Raw genomic sequence first — 17,379 nt, forward strand, 5'->3', positions numbered from 1 at the left:
TTAAGTGAATACTGACCACATTAAGATAACTGTTAAAAGGGTGCACATACTAATGTGCAGATATTATAAGAAAATCACGAGCAATAACAAGTCTTTTAACCAATTATTGCTCGATTATCTACTGACAATATAAAGATATGTCCTATATTGCCATTATCGATAGATTTTTGCTTATTCGTCATCATCTTTATTGTTGAATTTAGAGATGATAGCTTCTGCAACTGATTTTGGAATTTCAGCGTACTTTTGGAATTCCATAGAGTAAGTTGCACGGCCCTGTGACATTGAACGCATTTGTGTGGCATAGCCAAACATTTCCGCTAATGGTACTTCAGCACGAATCTGCTTAGTGCCGCCAGGTAAGTCTTCCATACCTTGAACCATACCACGACGACGGTTAAGATCGCCCATGATATCGCCCATATAGTCTTCAGGTGTTTCAACTTCTACTTTCATCACTGGCTCAAGTAGCGTTGGGTTTGCAGCCATGAAGCCTTTACGGAATGCGATAGAACCAGCCATTTTAAATGATAACTCATCCGAGTCAACATCATGGTAAGAACCATCATACAAGGTCGCTTTTACGCCAACGATTGGGTAACCTGCAAGTACGCCGTTTTTCATGCGCTCTTGAATACCTTTATCAACCGCACCGTGGAATTCTTTTGGTACCGTACCACCAACAACTTCTTCTTTAAATTCATAAAGAACATCGCCAGCTGGATCCATAGGCTCAAGACGTAACCAAACGTGACCGAATTTACCACGACCACCAGTCTGACGTACGAATTTGCCTTCTTGCTCAACCGTGTTACGAATCGTTTCGCGATAAGCAACCTGAGGTGCGCCGATGTTAGCTTCAACACCAAACTCACGCTTCATACGGTCAACAAGAATCTCAAGATGCAGCTCACCCATACCACTGATGATAGTCTGACCAGATTCTTCGTCAGTATGTACACGGAACGATGGATCTTCTTTCGCCAAACGACCTAAAGCGATTGACATTTTTTCTTGGTCAGCTTTGGTTTTAGGTTCAACCGCTAGACTGATAACTGGATCTGGGAATTCCATACGCTCAAGCGTAATAACATTTTGCTCATCACACAACGTATCACCAGTGGTTACATCTTTCATGCCAACTAAGGCTGCGATATCACCAGTACGGATTTCTTGCAACTCTTCTTGAGAGTTTGCCATCATCTGTACGATACGGCCAACACGCTCACGTTTCATTTTAACTGGGTTATAAACGCTGCTACCTTGCTTTAGAACACCTGAATAAACACGAACGAAGGTTAAGTTACCAACGAACTTGTCATTCATGATTTTGAATGCTAAAGCTGAGAACGGTGCTTCGTCTGACGCTTCACGAGTGCCTTCAGATTCATCTTTATCATCAAGGATACCTTTAATAGCAGGTACATCCATTGGTGCAGGAAGATACTGAATAACAGCGTCCAACATCTTCTGTACACCTTTGTTTTTAAAGGCAGTACCACAAAGAAGTGGAATGATTTCGTTATCAATAGTCAACTGGCGAATAGCAGAGTTAATTTGTTCAACAGTTAATTCACCGTTCTCAAGATACTCATTCATCAATTCTTCAGTCGCTTCAGCAGCGCTTTCTACTAGATACTCACGATATTCTTCCGCTTTTTCTTGTAGTTCTGCTGGGATTTCACGCTCATCATATTCCATACCTTGAGACGCTTCGTCCCAATAGATGGCTTTCATCGTTACTAGATCTACAACGCCTTCAAAGTCGTCTTCTTTACCAATTGGGATAACCAATGGTACTGGCTTGCCGCCTAGACGAGTTTTAATCTGTTCTACTACGCGGTAGAAATCAGCGCCAACGCGATCCATTTTGTTAATGAATGCAAGACGTGGAACTTTATATTTGTTTGCCTGACGCCATACGGTTTCAGACTGTGGCTGAACGCCGCCTACTGCACAGTAAACCATGCAAGCGCCATCAAGAACACGCATAGAACGTTCAACTTCAATCGTGAAGTCAACGTGACCTGGGGTGTCAATGATATTGATACGATGTTCGTCAAACTGTTTTGCCATACCTGACCAAAAACAAGTTGTCGCCGCTGAGGTGATAGTAATACCACGCTCTTGTTCTTGCTCCATCCAGTCCATAGTGGCTGCGCCATCATGTACTTCACCAATCTTGTGGCTAACACCGGTATAGAACAAAACACGTTCAGTAGTGGTCGTTTTACCAGCATCAATGTGCGCAGAGATACCAATATTGCGATAGCGCTTTAGGGGAGTTTTACGAGCCATAGTGTTTTCCTAGGGAAATTCGTGTATATATTAATGTGTTGTGTCTCTACCTCTACTCTATGACAAAGCCATTCAGCCTTGCAATATTACTAATCATTGAACCTAATACGGGCAAAAAAGAGTAACTACTAAGAATAGTGCGGCATCAAACTCAGGAGACTTTCTTTACAGAATAGCATCCCTTTTCAGAACAGCATCTTGACAGATGTCCGCCATCTGAAATGAGTGTGTCTGTTATTATATTTCAATAATTACAAGCAAATCATTTATTAACAATGGCGACAATCAATAGAATAAATAAATTATATCTAGATGACTGGCATACACCAGTCATCCAAAACTACTTTTAAAAAGCTATATTTAAAAGAACAGCTTAATTAAGAGTAGCTTAGAAACGGTAATGAGAGAATGCTTTGTTAGCATCTGCCATGCGGTGAACTTCGTCACGCTTCTTCATAGCATTACCTTTGCCATCAGCAGCATCATTCAATTCGCCAGCTAAACGCAAAGCCATTGATTTTTCAGAACGCTTTGCAGCAGCTTCAGCTAACCAACGCATAGCCAAGGCGGTACGACGGGAGGGGCGTACTTCCATTGGCACTTGGTAGGTTGCACCACCAACACGGCGAGCTTTTACTTCAACCATTGGGCGAACATTTTCCAATACTTCTTCAAAGAAAGAAACTGGATCTTCGATGTTACGCTTTTGGCTTACTGTCTCAAGTGCACCGTAAACGATACGCTCAGCAGTAGATTTTTTACCATGACTCATGACATGGTTGATGAATTTTGCAACAGTTTGGCTACCAAACTTAGGATCCGGTAGGATCTCACGGGTAGCAACGACGCGACGTCTTGGCATAATAAATATCCTTTTCTTCAGGAGTGTCTGACATTCACAATCTCGCACCAATTAATATTGGATGGCGTTATATCGAGTTGTCAGTCAGCCTTACTGCATGGCGGTGTGTGATAAAGGTTAATGACTCATTTGGTCAAAAATTACTCACATCAGACCCATGCACAGTTAATGTTTGATACAAAGAAACTCATTTAATAACGGTTAGTTATTAAACTTTAGGTTTCTTAGCACCATATTTAGAACGACCTTGCTTACGGTCTTTAACGCCTGCGCAATCTAGTGCACCACGAACAGTGTGATAACGTACACCTGGTAGATCTTTTACACGACCACCACGGATAAGAACAACACTGTGCTCTTGTAGGTTATGACCTTCGCCGCCGATGTAGCTTGATACTTCATAACCTGAAGTCAAACGTACACGACATACTTTACGCATGGCTGAGTTAGGTTTTTTAGGGGTAGTAGTATATACGCGAGTACATACACCACGGCGTTGTGGGCACGCTTCCAACGCAGGAACTTTTGACTTTTCCTTGATGGTTTTGCGACCTTTACGAATCAATTGGTTAGTTGTTGCCATGAGGCATCCTTCTCCCGTTTGGTAAAAAACAAAAAAATAGGTAAACGCACCATCCATCTGACTTTAACGACAGATTTTGGCACACCCATTTTTAGGACAGTGTATTATAAAGACTTGTTGCTGCTATTTCAACCACTTATGAGCAGTTGGACTTTACAGCAGCGGATAGATATGTATTCAGTCTACTACTATACCACTTTATCTGTTTTTAACGGCATAACCGAAAAAACAGCTAACTAAATACGGTATCAAAAGTAGATGCTTACATCATTTAGATAAGATATTTAGAGATAAAAAACAGTCATTTACCTGAGCTATATGGCGATATCGGTTTAATTTTCAATAGAAGTAAGCCGATATCGCCAACATTAAAGATAAATAGCAAATACGTAGAGCTTTAATATTCTAAAACGAAGTAATCAATAAACCTTAATGGCTTATTATTTACTCGACTTAGCAGCGGCTTTTTTTGTTTGGCTGTCAGAAGATTTAACTACACTACTCTGCTTATCATTCTTGGTGCTGTCGACTTTCTTTTCGTCAGCTGTAGTATCAACATCGTTTTCTTTATCGTCAGCTTTTTTCTGAGTATCTTTTGCATCCTCTTTTGCAGCATTAGCGTCTGACTTTATGTTTTTTGATGCTGCATCTTTTGATTCTTTTTCTTTCTGCTCAGTGCTGCCCGTTGCCTTACTAACCTTTACTTCGCTGCTACTGTCATCAGTAATAGCGCGATTGGCAAGCTTAGCTTCTGGCGCAAAAGTTGCTTGAGCAACGCCAATGACCTCATCAATCAGCTGACTGTTATAGCGCATACCAACGATAACGGCAGTGGCTGGTAGGAATCGGCGTATCCATGTTAAGTTAATTTGATCCAAATCAACACCGACCTGACTAGCAATACTGTCCACTTGCTCTGCGTAAAAATTAACTTTTTTATTCTGCAAGCCTAAGTTTTTGAGCTCATTGTGTAAACCGCTGCTTTGGGCGCTATCCAGTAAACCGTTACCAATACCAATACCTGCCAGCAATGCTTGCTTCTCTTGCATTTTGCTGAGATCTGCATTGGCAAGTAACTCATAGGCCATTTTGACGCCTTGCTTACCAGTCAACGGCTTATTATAAACAGCGCCCAATTGATAAACGGTGCGTAGAGAAACCAACAATAACCATAATGTATCCGCAAGCAAGCCCGGCAAACCTGCCAAACCTGTAACACCGCCAAGCGTCGCTAATGCACGGTTTTGATTGGCAATATCGGTCGCTAACGCGTAACGCTGCTCGTCGTCTAAGCTCACAATATTGGCAAAGCGATGCTGATTCGGTAAATCAATCTGACTCCAGTTGTCGGCAAGCTTAGCAATTTGAGCAAAAGCGCCATCAACGGTCGACTCAAAGAAGCTGTTCGGTACCACTTTTTTGGCATATTTACCATAAGCAGCAAAGCGTGTGCCCAATAACTGCTGAGTGGCTTTTAACGTTTGCTCACGGAACAAATCTTGTTGGTAATCTTCATCGCCTAAGTTCACCGCTTTAAATTGACGCGGTTTGCCAGTTTTTGCATTCGCGCTATCAATCATGGCACCCATACGCTCTAGATTGCCACGCGTAAAAGAGCCAACCATACTAATACCTTTCGATAAAGTGCTACGCTTTCCCATCTTGATATCCTTAATATGATGTTTGTTATAAAGTAATATAGTTAAAGTACTAAGTGTTAAATCACCATTGTTAAAATGCTGCTCTAACACCCTTTTTATAATAATACGCTGTTTGCCATTCTAGCGAACCCCTATTGTGAGTGTCAGTGCGAACAATGTTATCGCTATCAGCCCTTTTGTATCTAAAAGTGTCATTTATCGATAACAACTTAACCATCATAGTATATCTATTACATTGGCTCATATTAAAGAAGCTTGTACCATGGCATGCATCGCCCTTATTGTTTGCTTCTTAATAACAAACTGCATAAAACTATAGAATAACCATTGTTGCTGATAAGCCCTATTTTATTATTATTTTGCATTTACTCAAACATTTTGCCACCTCGATACGGTATCATATGCCATAATTCAAAGTACACTTGTACCATTATTTACCTGCACTCTATTTCTCTCAACTCTCTATGAATCCATGATAGCGTTAGAGTCCGCTTCTAGCACTTAAATGCCTTGATATAACAACACATTATATTATCAAAGACAGATAGAGATGAAGTGATATGGTAGAAGCAGATATTTTAAAACGATGATTAAAAGTAATTATCAAAAAAATCGTTACTAATAAGGAATATTGTATGCGCCGCGTTGTTATCACTGGAGCAGGGATTGTCTCTTGTATCGGACATGATTTGGCTACTGTCACAGAGGCTCTTAAACAAGGTCGCTCTGGCATCACGTTCAACGAATCTTATGCTGAGCACGAGTTCAAATCACACGTCAGCGGCAGTATTGATCACTCAGAGCTTGATACCTCAGCTATTGACCGCAAACTAAAACGGTTTTTTAGTGACGCAAGCCTATATGCTTATGTCAGTGCGTTAAGTGCAATTGAGCACGCTGGACTCTCTTTAGAAACCATCAATAACAATCCGCGTGTGGGCGTGGTCGCAAGCTCTGGCGGCGCGTCAACAGAAAATATCGCCAATGCAATAGACGCCATGCGAGAAAAAGGGTTACGCGGCGTTGGTGCAATGGCTGTACCAAAAACAATGGGCAGCTCAGTATCGGCGGCGCTCGCTACTGGTCTAAAAATCCAAGGTATCTCATACTCATTAACCTCGGCTTGTGCCACGTCAACGCATTGTATCGGTCATGCTGCCGAGCTTATTCAATTGGGTAAAGCAGATGTGATACTCGCTGGTGGTAGTGAAGCAGAACATTGGACTCAGTCTTGTATGTTTGATGCCATGGGCGCTGTCAGCACTCAATACAACGGTACCCCAGAGCTTGCCTCAAAAGCTTATGATAAAGACCGTGACGGTTTTGTTATCGCGGCAGGTGGCGCGATGGTAGTCGTTGAAAGTCTTGAGCATGCCCAAGCACGCGGTGCCAATATTTTGGCTGAAATTGTCGGTTATGGTGCCAGCTCTGATGGCGCAGAAATGGTTGCGCCAAGCGGTGAAGGCGCAGTACGCTGCATGAAGCTAGCACTTGCTGAAGCGGGTTTAGAAAGCGTAGATTATATCAATAGCCATGGTACCAGTACGCCACTTGGTGACATCACTGAGCTTAAAGCTATTGCTAAAGTATTTGATAACGATATCAGTAAAGTGCCTGCCATTAGCTCGACTAAGTCTATGACAGGTCATAGCTTAGGTGCGGTTGGTGCACAAGAGCTTATTTATTGCTTACTGATGTTACAAGACAGCTTTATTGCACCAAGTATCAATATTACAGAATTAGATCCGGCTGCCAAAGGCTTTGATATCGTCACTGAAAAACGCGATGTTGAGCTTGAAACTCTTATGAGCAATAGCTTTGGCTTTGGCGGTACCAATGCAACACTGATCATCAAAAAGTTTGACGCTTAAACTATGGTTGTCATAGATACTCATACCACTGTGCAGACAGATTCTGCCCTACCGCCAGCTAGCAAAACTAGCTGGCGTTTTGGTGACTTATCTGCTGCCGAATTAATGCCGCACCTGCAACGACATTTGTTAGAACAAAATAGCAAAGCAAACTGGCAATTGGTTTGGCTCAATAATGATGGGCGACCTGTGATTGGCTTATTACCAAAGACGAGCTGGTGCGTTTATCCTGTGACTAATGACACGCTGCATGCTACTAAACAGGGAAACCTTTGTAAAATCGAGAAAACACGGCGTGGGCATGTTCACCTTTATAGTAATTCCAGTGATAGTGCGGCTACAAGCTATATGAGTTATAGCGACTGGCAAGAGGAATTAATTACTTACAGTCGGGCTCATGAAATAGATGGCATTCACGGTAACGGCTCGTTCTCAACTAAAGACGTCGATCAACAACCAAGTTATCAGCACGGCTTAATAGGTTTTATCAGTTATGACATTAGTGCTCATGAACTCAGTCCAACCGTTAATATAGAGATGGCAGCACAGCCGTGCGCGTTATTGGGGCATTATGATATTTACTTAACCGCTGATTCAGACAGTCAAAGCAGTTGGCAGTTAAAGGTAAATAATGATAATAACCCTGACAGCAGCTCAGTCCAGCAGGATACAAATGCACTAATCAGAGTGCTAACATCTTATTTAAATAGTTTGGATAATCAACTATCGAATGAGAATGTCACTAAAAAATACTCCTGTAAAACGCCGCCTTTATTACTAGAAGCTCAGTGGAGCAAACGACACTATCAGCAGGCGTTCCATCAAACGCAAAATTATTTGCAACAAGGCGATTGTTATCAGATTAATTTAACCCAAGCATGGAGTGGCTATTTAAGCGCTTATGAAGATAATTCAGTCACAAGCCTCATTGACTATTTACCTGCTTTGAACGCTAATACCCAAGCACCTTTTGCAGGATATATAGCCATTGATAGCTATAATCATGAAGGTAAAGTAAATACATCAAACCATCAGTTTGAATTATTAAGCTGTTCGCCTGAATTATTTTTTACCTTTAGCAAAGATATTGAGACTGGCAAGCATCATATACGTACCAAGCCAATCAAAGGAACCATGCCGCGCGGCTTAACAATCGAACAAGATAATTACTACAAGCAGCAGTTAATCAACAGCGAAAAAGACCGTGCAGAAAACGTTATGATTGTGGATTTGTTACGTAATGACTTGGGTAAATACGCCAAAATCGGTAGCGTAAAAGTGCCACAGCTATTTGCGATTGAGAGCTTTAGTAATGTACATCATATGGTCAGTACCATTACCGCCGAGCTCAAGACAGATACTCATCCGTTAAGCGTCTTATTTGGCAGTTTGCCTGCAGGATCAATTACTGGCACGCCAAAGAAACGGGCGGTGGAGATTATTGCAGAATTGGAAGCGGCACCGCGTAGTGCTTATTGTGGCACCATGGGCTATATGAATTTTGATGGTAGCGGTCAGTGGAATGTACTGATTCGCACACTACAAACAACCAGCACAGCTGACAATAGCAAACAAGTCAGTTTATGGGCAGGCGGCGGTATCACCGTTGCCTCTGACTGCGATGCTGAATACCAAGAGTGCCTAGTTAAAGTCGGTAACCTATTATCCGTCCTTGCTAACGACTCAGGCTTAAGTTAAAAGACAGCTTAAAGCGGCGCAAAAGAGCCTGCTGACATCATGTTAGCAGGCTCTTTTTATTACTTATGGAACATTCTTTTAGTACTATAGTTGAGCTAGGTATTAATTAACTTCAACATCTGCCACTGCTTGCAGCGCTTTTAATGCGTTAATTAAACGCTCGTGCTGTGCAGGAGTACCAATCGTGATACGCAGATACTCATTAATACGCGGCTTATCAAAATGACGAACAATGATACCTTGCTCACGTAATACTTCTGCTACTTGACTGGCAGCACCATCATGAGGACGCGCAAAGACAAAGTTGGCATGTGACGGCAGTACGTCATAACCTAAGGCCGTCAACTCAACCGTCAACGATGTACGCAAATCAATGACCTGCTGGCGGGTTTTCTCAAAATATTCAACATCTAAGACGCTAGCTGTTGCACCAGCTTGTGCCAACTTATCAAGTGGATAGCTATTAAAGCTGTTTTTCATACGCGTTAATGCTTCAATCAAAGAGGCATTACCAAATGCCATACCGACACGCAGTCCGGCAAGCGAACGCGATTTTGAAAAGGTCTGGGTAACTAGCAAGTTATCAAATTCATTAATAAGGCTAACCGCTGATACTTCTACGTCTGGACTACTCTCTTCTAGCTGAGCAAAATCGATATACGCCTCATCAATCACAATCACTGAATTTGAGTGCTCGCCTGCAAGCTTACGGATATCAGCAAGCGACAATAATAAACCAGTTGGCGCATTTGGATTGGCAATAATGATACCACTGCAAGGTCGACGATAGGCATCAGGACTGATACTAAAATCTGCTTCTAATGGGATTTGCACAAGCTCTATACCAAAGGTATTGGCATAAACGGGATAAAAGCTGTAGCTAATATCAGGCGCTAAAATTGGGCGCTCTTTTAAGAAGAAGCTGGCGAATACCAATGCCAATACTTCATCTGAGCCATTACCAACGAACACTTGATTGATATCAAGATCATAAAGCGTGGCCAATGCGCCGCGCAATTCTTCAGACTCAGGTGCAGGGTACAAGCGCAAATCATCCGCTTGCTGCGCTAAGACTTTAATAATCGCCTCACCTACTTTTGGTGAAGGTGGAAATGGATTTTCATTGGTGTTCAACTTGCACAAATCGTCATGCTGGGGCTGCTCACCAGGAACATACGGCGATAAATTACGCGCTTTAGATGACCAAAGTCTGTTATCTATCTTTGATTCACTCATAAGTTATCCTACTATTAATCACAGAAATGGTTATTTCTAAAACTGTTATTCTAAAAGTTGTTATCCAAAGACCTGTTATTCCAATAATTGTCTTTGAAAAAATTAGGACTGGTAACGATAACGGGCTGAACGTGCATGGGCTTCTAAGTCCTCATGCTGCGCTAAAATATCTGCCGTCTCAGCCAAAGGCTTACTGCCCGCTTCACTACAATAAATAATGGATGACTTCTTTTGAAAATCATAGACGCCAAGCGGTGACGAAAAGCGTGCTGTACCCGATGTCGGTAGCACATGGTTCGGTCCTGCACAGTAGTCACCGATTGCCTCTGGCGTATGACGTCCCATAAAGATAGCACCTGCATGACGAATACTACCAAGCAACGCGTCTGGATTATCAACAGACAGCTCCAAATGCTCAGGCGCAACGCGATTGATCACCGCCATGCCTTCTGCACGGTCTTTAACCAAGATAAGCGCGCCACGATTTTTTAGCGAATCACGAGCGATATCTGCCTTGGGTAATTCAGCCAAGGCTTTTTCAATCTCAATGGCGACTTCTTTAAGCTGTTTTTCACTTGTGGTCAAAAAAATCGCTTGGGCAATACGGTCATGCTCTGCCTGTGATAATAAATCCATCGCTAACCAATCAGCACGGTCTTTCGCCGTGCCTTCTGCATAAACCAGAACCTCAGAAGGTCCGGCAATCATATCGATACCGACTTGACCAAATACCGCGCGTTTGGCGGCTGCAACATATTTATTGCCCGGTCCAGTGATTTTATCTACTGCCGGAATCGTTTCAGTACCATATGCCAATGCCGCTACCGCTTGTGCACCACCAATAGTAAAGACGCGATCAACTTGTGCCAAATGCGCCGCCGCTAATACCAAGGGATTGAGCACACCTTTTGGCGCTGGCACAACCATGATGACTTCTTTGACGCCAGCAACTTTGGCAGGGATGGCGTTCATTAATACTGAAGAAGGATAAGACGCCAGACCGCCCGGCACATAAATGCCGACACGGTCAAGCGGCGTGACCTTTTGACCTAAACGATTGCCGAACTCATCTTCATACTGCCATGACTCTTGTACTTGGCGCTCATGAAAGCTCTGCACGCGCGTCGCTGCTGTGGTCAGAGCGCTTTTCACGACATCATCAAGATTGGCAAATGCTTCAGCAAGTGCCTCTTTGGATAATTCTAAAGCCTTCATCGTCGTTGCTGGATGTTGATCAAACTGCTGCGTCAATTCTAGCACCACACTATCCCCGCCATGACGCACTTTACTAATAATGTCATCTACCGTTTTGAGTAAATCGGCATCATTAACGGTTTCAAAAGCAAGCAGTTCTGTCAACTGACTGTCAAAATCGGCGTCTTGCGTACTTAATTGGCGCATGGCTTTGTCCTATATTTGAGCATGAATACGGCGGTAAAAAGGATGATATGAGGGCTTAAATGCCAGCTTATTTATAACAATCACATTCAGACTATACGGTGCTTTTATTAGCTGACATGCAAATACAATAAAACCAGTTTAGCACGCTATGTTCTCCTTAGAGCGCTAAACTGGTTTGGAATTTTGTATAACCATACTTGATATTATCAATCTACGATACGCTTTTATCATGTACTGATTTATGGAGTACTGCTGATACTATTTTTAAAACTATCTAATATCGGCTCAAGCAGTGAAAACTTGCGCTTATAACTGACTTGGTTGACGATAAGACGGGAAGAGACATCACATATATGATCGCGCGCTTCGAGTCCATTGGCACGTAAGGTATTGCCCGTATCAACGACGTCGACTATCAAATCACCTAAACCAACTAAGGGCGCAAGTTCCATCGAGCCGTACAGCTTGATCACATCAACTTGCTGTCCTTGACTTGCAAAATAAGCACGGGCAACATTCACGTATTTGGTGGCAATACGTAGGCGACGGTTTGGCAAAGGTGCATCCTTTACGCCAGCGGTCATGAGCTTACACTGAGCAATCTTCAGATCTAATAATTCATAAACATGATTGGCGCCATGCTCAAGCAACACATCTTTACCTGCCACACCAAAGTCCGCTGCACCGTGTTCAACATACGTTGGCACATCGCTTGCGCGTAAAATTAATACTCGGACATTGGGATTTGAGGTTGGAAAAATAAGCTTGCGTGAGGCTTCAGGATCTTCCAATAATTCAACGCCAGCGGCACGCAAAAGTGGCATCGTCTCTTCTAAGATACGACCCTTGGATAATGCCAGTGTTAAGCCTGAAAACTCATCATTTACTTCGTTTAATAAACCACTGGTTGGTAAGCTGTTGGTTACTTCAGTCATAGTGACGCTGGTCCGTGTGCTGATGGTGCTGAAAGTTGTCGCCGTCAAAGGGCATTTTTAATATTACACTAGGCTTAAAATTTATTTTGATTATAACGCCAGTGTTAATACTAGCGTTATAACTTTTAGCAAACCATATTAATCGTTGCTGTTAATACGCTCGATATTGACACCAAGCGCACGCAATTTGTCTTCAACGTGCTCATAGCCACGGTCGATATGGTAAATGCGGTCAATTAAACTCTCGCCTTCTGCTGTTGCGGCTGCCATTACCAATGACATCGAAGCACGCAAATCAGTCGCCATCACAGGCGCGGCTGTAAAGCACTCAACCCCTTTTACCACAGCCGTATGACCGTCTACTTGGATAGAGGCACCCAAACGATTAAGCTCAGGGACGTGCATATAACGGTTCTCAAAGATATTTTCGATAAAGGTACTGGTGCCATCAGCCAAACAAGCAATCGCCATCACCTGTGCCTGCATATCCGTTGGAAAACCTGGATGCGGCTGGGTACGAATATCGACCGCTTTTGGTCGACCTTTCATTTGTGCGCGAATCCAATCATCACCCGTAGTGATAATTGCACCCATGTCTTCAAACTTTTCTAGCACAGGTGTTAATAGTAGCGCAGAAGTATTCTTAGTCAATACATCACCGCGTGTCATCAAAGCACCTGCAAGGTAAGAGCCTGTTTCGATACGATCTGGCACGACCGAGTACTCACAACCATGCAAGCGCTCAACGCCTTCAATCGTCATGGTTGCTGTACCAATACCACTGATTTTAGCACCCATTGCGACCAGCATATTAGCCAAATCAACCACTTCTGGCTCAAGCGCACAGTTGCCCAAAACAGTCGTGCCTTTAGCAAGTGCTGCTGCCATGATGACGTTTTCAGTACCGCCTACCGTCACCATGTCAAATGAGAACTTACAACCTAACAGCTTACCGCCCTTTGGTGCTTGCGCAATTACATAGCCGTTTTCCACTGTAATACTAGCACCCATTGCTTCAAAGGCTTTAAGATGCTGATCAACGGGGCGCGAACCAATCGCACAACCACCCGGCAAGGATACTTCTGCCTCACCAAAACGTGCCAACAATGGACCCAATACTAAGATTGAGGCGCGCATGGTTTTGACTAAATCATAGGGCGCATAAAAATTATCGATACTCTTGGTATCGCAAGTGACGGTATCACCCTGCTTTTGGATTTTGATACCCATGCCACCGATCAACTCAATCAAAGTGCGCACATCTTGTAGCGATGGCACATTGTGCAATGTCGTCGGCGTCTCAGCCAATATCATAGCCGCAAGCAACGGCAACGCGGCATTTTTAGCGCCTGAAATGGTGACTTCCCCTGCGATACGACTACTACCAGTGATTAAAAATTGATCCATAAAGGTGACAACCTAACGATAAGTATAAAAATAATGAAAAACCGAATCGGTTATTAGCGGCAAAAATACTTGCTCGTAATAAACAATCCAGTCGTAAATAAAAAGCTTTAACCTACTCTAGCCTTGCGATTGAACATCCCATTCAGCAGGCGTTAACGCTTGAATATTGAGCGCATGAATATCACCACTGGCGATTTTATCATTGACCAAAGCATAAACTGCTTGCTGACGCTGCACAGCGCGTTTGCCCTCAAAACTGGCATCAACCACACGCACATCAAATTTAGTTCCTTGATTGGCAGCTTGAATAAAGGCATCTGGAAAATGCGTTTGTAAAAATGCAATCAAATCGTCAGCGTTCATGCTCATAGAATATTCTGCCTTAAGGTTTTAGATAGGGTATAGAGGTAAAGTGACGACATTATAACAAGAGTTTGACCATCTTACAGCACTGTCTTACACAACGATGCTTAACCATTATTAGCCTAAAATAGAATCAATACCCATGTCGGACTTATTAATTGCAACCCTTATTTAAGGGTTTTATCCAAATAACTTAATACTTGTGCGCGTACATCATTGACCCAGCGTAGAGGTGGTGCCATCGCGCCAATACTGGTGGCATGACTGGCACCGGCAATTTCACTTGTCTGCACGGTAACACCTGCCGCTTTTAACGCCTGTGTCATTTTGATGGTATTGGTTGCATAGACAACTTTGTCTTTTTCAGCAGTCAATAATAAATACGGCGGCTGCTGCCCTTTGATCTGACGATCTGGCATTACCTCATCAGGTGTCGCGTCGGTAGCAAAAGCGGTGACGCTACTAAATTTACGAAAGTCATAACTATAAGGACCTGCAATACCAATCACTGCCGTGATATCTTTTGGCTTAATACCATAAGGCTTTAAAAAATCCTCATTGGCGACCGCAGCAACAGCGTTAAACGCTCCGGCAGAATGACCAACGACTGCAAAACGCTCTGGATTGGCATGGAAACGCTTGGCATTTTTATAGCTCCACGCAATCGCTTGCGCCGTATCTTCGACATAATCAGGATAGACATGCTCAGGGGCTTTACGATAATTAATCACTGCAGTCACATAACCTGCTTGCGCCAAACTCTGCCCGACAAAAGCATATTCTTCCTTACTACCACTCTCCCAAGAGCCGCCATGGACGAATACCACCATCGGATAATCTTGTTTGATGGTGGTATTCGTTTTCATAGCCTGCGCTAAAGGTTTTGGATAGTAAATATCCAAATCTTGTAATGGCTCGTCACCATACAGAATGTCTTTACTAACCCCAATGCCGCCATTTGAAGTAATACCATTAACGATAGCAAGCGCTGATAATGCTTGTGCTTGCTGCGTCGCTAGCGCAATACTGCCCACTGCCAACGCAGTAGTAACCCCTACACGTACGAGTTTGGACATACCTACCTTAGGTCGCTGTACATCATTATTTAAAGCCTTCATAGCAGTATCCCTGTTATATGTCAGTCAGTTATAGATTTATAATCTTACCTACACTGCATTAACTATATTTGCGATTAATATTTTTTGACTGTACATATTTTACGGAATAACAGGGAATTTATCGTGCTTCTACTGTTATGGGTATTTAGTGTTCTTGTGAGTGATATTTGGGCTACTTTAAGATAAAATCAGCATTAGATAACAATATCTTATCAAGATTAATCACTCATCTAATTCACTACAATCTATGGGTTTTGATACAGGTCAATGTAAGGGCTGGATGAAGGCTCGGTAACTGGTGAGCCATCTTCGGTCACTATAATAGGTGTGGCACTGATAGTCGCATCTGCTGCGATAGAACCACTGGTATTAGATATTGCTCTGTTATTCACGACTGCAACTCTAGTTGGATGGGCTGAATTTGCAGCATTGGCCTCATACATGATGTCATCGTTACCCAGCTTTACGCCTCGATCATCGACGACAGTAGTCAGTAGTACCAATTCTGTAACACCAACCGTGCTATTGGCAATATCAATCAGATGGCTTTGCTGCGTCGGTGTCATACGACCCATGATATAAACCACGCCATTATTGGTCACTGCTCTAATTTGTGACGCTTTCACCCCATCAGCAGCGGCCGTTTTTGCCATCAGCTTTGACGTGATATAACCGTCATGAACAGTTTGGCTATAGCCTTTTGAAGCACCAACTGTCAACTCATTATAGACTTGACGAACATCTGGCATAGAGCCTACGACTTTACTGACTTCTGCCTTAACTGTCTCAGTCGGCACTTCGCCGGTCAGTAATACAATACTATTGAAGCTATCAATACTCATGCGACTGGTTTGCTGCAAATTTTCCTGCAAACCATAAACGTTAATCTTGACGGTATGCTCAATACTACGATCAAGCAGACGCTGCGGAATAGTACGCTCAGTCATGGGCACGCCATAAGTACCTTCTGTACTATTGGTCAAATAATTGGTGGTACAGCCGGTCGTGACAATGCTCGACATTAATATAATGCCTATCGCGTTACGGCGCGGTGAGCCAAAAATAGCAGTGCGCAGATTCATCTGTGTCATGATTTACCTCTTTAGTACATGAGTATTCATAATAAATAATAGCAACAATCAATGGTTGTAATTTTAACAAATATGACAAAAACCTGATTCAATAAAATTATTTTAGTGCCGCTACTCTACTGAATTTTTACTGCTTACAGTTAGGCTTTTGGTAACGACAACTTCATTTCATTTGACATTATAAAATTAGCCACGCTTAAATAAATCATAAACAAGTTTTATTACCAAGCCGACGCGATAAATGCGCCTTGTAGCCATTCAGGCTGATTAATTTCTAACCGTTGATTTGGTTGATTGTCCAACGTGATATTGGCTTCATTTTTATTTTTTTTATTCATTGTATTATAAGCAATCACATCAAACCGGCATTCATATTTATGATATTGAGGGTTTTGCTGTAAAAAATGACGCGCTGCTTTGATAATTTTACGTTGCTTGCCTGCTGTGACGCTGAGTGCCGCATCACCAAAATATGAGTGCTGTCTTTGCCGCACTTCCACAAATACCAGTGTCGACCACGCCTGTCCCTTTTCTAACATTACCAAATCAAGCTCGCCAACTTTAGGCTGCTGCCAGTTTTGCGCAATTAATATCAATCCTCGCTCTTGCAAAAACTCACACGCCTGCTGCTCAAAATAACTACCTTGGCGCTGCTTTGGGGAGGTTAGCATTAAAGGTTTATCATTTGCCATGACGTCTATCAGTCTGCTCAACATTTCAGAATTATCATAGCACATCATGCTAAACTAACCACTTTCGCGTGTTGATACTGCTAGGATTTTTTCGTTGTTGCTACAGTCTTATTTGATAAGGCAGTTTTGCCTTTAATGTTGAATGTTGTTAGCCAGTTTTATT

Annotated in this window: 14 protein-coding genes; 2 read left to right on the forward strand and 12 right to left on the reverse strand. The window is 42.7% G+C overall.

The window, feature by feature from the left end; all coding sequences use genetic code 11:
* Positions 1-171 precede the first annotated feature (171 nt).
* From fusA to VLA57_RS04475, 4 genes are all read right to left on the reverse strand, one after another.
* Positions 172-2,298, reverse strand: coding sequence for an elongation factor G (gene fusA / locus VLA57_RS04460; protein ID WP_133104816.1), 2,127 nt, complete (start codon positions 2,296-2,298; stop codon positions 172-174).
* A 388-nt stretch (positions 2,299-2,686) separates the two neighbouring features.
* A complete protein-coding gene (gene rpsG / locus VLA57_RS04465) occupies positions 2,687-3,160 on the reverse strand; it encodes a 30S ribosomal protein S7 (protein ID WP_011514497.1) in 474 nt (157 codons plus the stop codon).
* Between the two features lie 208 nt (positions 3,161-3,368).
* Positions 3,369-3,743, reverse strand: a complete 375-nt coding sequence (gene rpsL / locus VLA57_RS04470; RefSeq protein WP_011281154.1) for a 30S ribosomal protein S12 — start codon at positions 3,741-3,743, stop codon at positions 3,369-3,371.
* Positions 3,744-4,183: 440 nt separating this feature from the next.
* The gene (locus VLA57_RS04475; protein ID WP_333954447.1) at positions 4,184-5,404 is read right to left on the reverse strand and encodes an EcsC family protein; all 1,221 of its coding nucleotides are present in this window, start codon (positions 5,402-5,404) and stop codon (positions 4,184-4,186) included.
* Positions 5,405-6,039: 635 nt separating this feature from the next.
* On the opposite strand from VLA57_RS04475, the gene VLA57_RS04480 reads away from it, so the two are divergent.
* Complete coding sequence (locus VLA57_RS04480; protein ID WP_333954448.1) at positions 6,040-7,275, forward strand: beta-ketoacyl-ACP synthase II; 1,236 nt, start codon at positions 6,040-6,042, stop codon at positions 7,273-7,275.
* 3 nt (positions 7,276-7,278) lie between these two features.
* The gene (locus VLA57_RS04485) at positions 7,279-8,973 is read left to right on the forward strand and encodes an anthranilate synthase component I family protein (protein WP_133104819.1); all 1,695 of its coding nucleotides are present in this window, start codon (positions 7,279-7,281) and stop codon (positions 8,971-8,973) included.
* Between the two features lie 102 nt (positions 8,974-9,075).
* On the opposite strand, the gene hisC is transcribed toward VLA57_RS04485, so the two are convergent.
* From hisC to VLA57_RS04525, 8 genes are all read right to left on the reverse strand, one after another.
* Entirely contained in the window at positions 9,076-10,209 is a 1,134-nt protein-coding gene (hisC, locus tag VLA57_RS04490) for a histidinol-phosphate transaminase (protein WP_133104820.1), read from the reverse strand.
* A 102-nt stretch (positions 10,210-10,311) separates the two neighbouring features.
* On the reverse strand, positions 10,312-11,610 hold the full coding sequence (hisD, locus tag VLA57_RS04495; protein ID WP_133104821.1) for a histidinol dehydrogenase: 1,299 nt from the start codon (positions 11,608-11,610) through the stop codon (positions 10,312-10,314).
* Positions 11,611-11,849: 239 nt separating this feature from the next.
* The gene (hisG, locus tag VLA57_RS04500) at positions 11,850-12,545 is read right to left on the reverse strand and encodes an ATP phosphoribosyltransferase (protein ID WP_149410001.1); all 696 of its coding nucleotides are present in this window, start codon (positions 12,543-12,545) and stop codon (positions 11,850-11,852) included.
* 138 nt (positions 12,546-12,683) lie between these two features.
* Positions 12,684-13,952, reverse strand: coding sequence for a UDP-N-acetylglucosamine 1-carboxyvinyltransferase (gene murA, locus VLA57_RS04505; protein ID WP_020444326.1), 1,269 nt, complete (start codon positions 13,950-13,952; stop codon positions 12,684-12,686).
* A 117-nt stretch (positions 13,953-14,069) separates the two neighbouring features.
* Entirely contained in the window at positions 14,070-14,315 is a 246-nt protein-coding gene (locus tag VLA57_RS04510) for a BolA family protein (protein WP_187289149.1), read from the reverse strand.
* Positions 14,316-14,482: 167 nt separating this feature from the next.
* On the reverse strand, positions 14,483-15,433 hold the full coding sequence (locus VLA57_RS04515) for an alpha/beta hydrolase (RefSeq protein WP_149493238.1): 951 nt from the start codon (positions 15,431-15,433) through the stop codon (positions 14,483-14,485).
* Between the two features lie 245 nt (positions 15,434-15,678).
* Entirely contained in the window at positions 15,679-16,524 is an 846-nt protein-coding gene (locus tag VLA57_RS04520; RefSeq protein ID WP_333954449.1) for a BON domain-containing protein, read from the reverse strand.
* A gap of 221 nt (positions 16,525-16,745) precedes the next feature.
* Complete coding sequence (locus tag VLA57_RS04525) at positions 16,746-17,264, reverse strand: YraN family protein (protein WP_333954450.1); 519 nt, start codon at positions 17,262-17,264, stop codon at positions 16,746-16,748.
* Between the last annotated feature and the right edge of the window lie 115 nt (positions 17,265-17,379).

This window comes from Psychrobacter sp. S4(2024), from assembly GCF_036861305.1.
Taxonomy (GTDB): domain Bacteria; phylum Pseudomonadota; class Gammaproteobacteria; order Pseudomonadales; family Moraxellaceae; genus Psychrobacter; species Psychrobacter cryohalolentis.

What these genes read in the sequence shown, in the direction of transcription:
- fusA (WP_133104816.1), bottom strand. Translation starts at nt 2,298, where the DNA reads ATGGCTCGTAAAACTCCCCTAAAGCGCTATCGCAATATTGGTATCTCT.
- rpsG (WP_011514497.1), bottom strand. Translation starts at nt 3,160, where the DNA reads ATGCCAAGACGTCGCGTCGTTGCTACCCGTGAGATCCTACCGGATCCT.
- rpsL (WP_011281154.1), bottom strand. Translation starts at nt 3,743, where the DNA reads ATGGCAACAACTAACCAATTGATTCGTAAAGGTCGCAAAACCATCAAG.
- VLA57_RS04475 (WP_333954447.1), bottom strand. Translation starts at nt 5,404, where the DNA reads ATGGGAAAGCGTAGCACTTTATCGAAAGGTATTAGTATGGTTGGCTCT.
- VLA57_RS04480 (WP_333954448.1), top strand. Translation starts at nt 6,040, where the DNA reads ATGCGCCGCGTTGTTATCACTGGAGCAGGGATTGTCTCTTGTATCGGA.
- VLA57_RS04485 (WP_133104819.1), top strand. Translation starts at nt 7,279, where the DNA reads ATGGTTGTCATAGATACTCATACCACTGTGCAGACAGATTCTGCCCTA.
- hisC (WP_133104820.1), bottom strand. Translation starts at nt 10,209, where the DNA reads ATGAGTGAATCAAAGATAGATAACAGACTTTGGTCATCTAAAGCGCGT.
- hisD (WP_133104821.1), bottom strand. Translation starts at nt 11,610, where the DNA reads ATGCGCCAATTAAGTACGCAAGACGCCGATTTTGACAGTCAGTTGACA.
- hisG (WP_149410001.1), bottom strand. Translation starts at nt 12,545, where the DNA reads ATGACTGAAGTAACCAACAGCTTACCAACCAGTGGTTTATTAAACGAA.
- murA (WP_020444326.1), bottom strand. Translation starts at nt 13,952, where the DNA reads ATGGATCAATTTTTAATCACTGGTAGTAGTCGTATCGCAGGGGAAGTC.
- VLA57_RS04510 (WP_187289149.1), bottom strand. Translation starts at nt 14,315, where the DNA reads ATGAACGCTGACGATTTGATTGCATTTTTACAAACGCATTTTCCAGAT.
- VLA57_RS04515 (WP_149493238.1), bottom strand. Translation starts at nt 15,433, where the DNA reads ATGAAGGCTTTAAATAATGATGTACAGCGACCTAAGGTAGGTATGTCC.
- VLA57_RS04520 (WP_333954449.1), bottom strand. Translation starts at nt 16,524, where the DNA reads ATGACACAGATGAATCTGCGCACTGCTATTTTTGGCTCACCGCGCCGT.
- VLA57_RS04525 (WP_333954450.1), bottom strand. Translation starts at nt 17,264, where the DNA reads ATGATGTGCTATGATAATTCTGAAATGTTGAGCAGACTGATAGACGTC.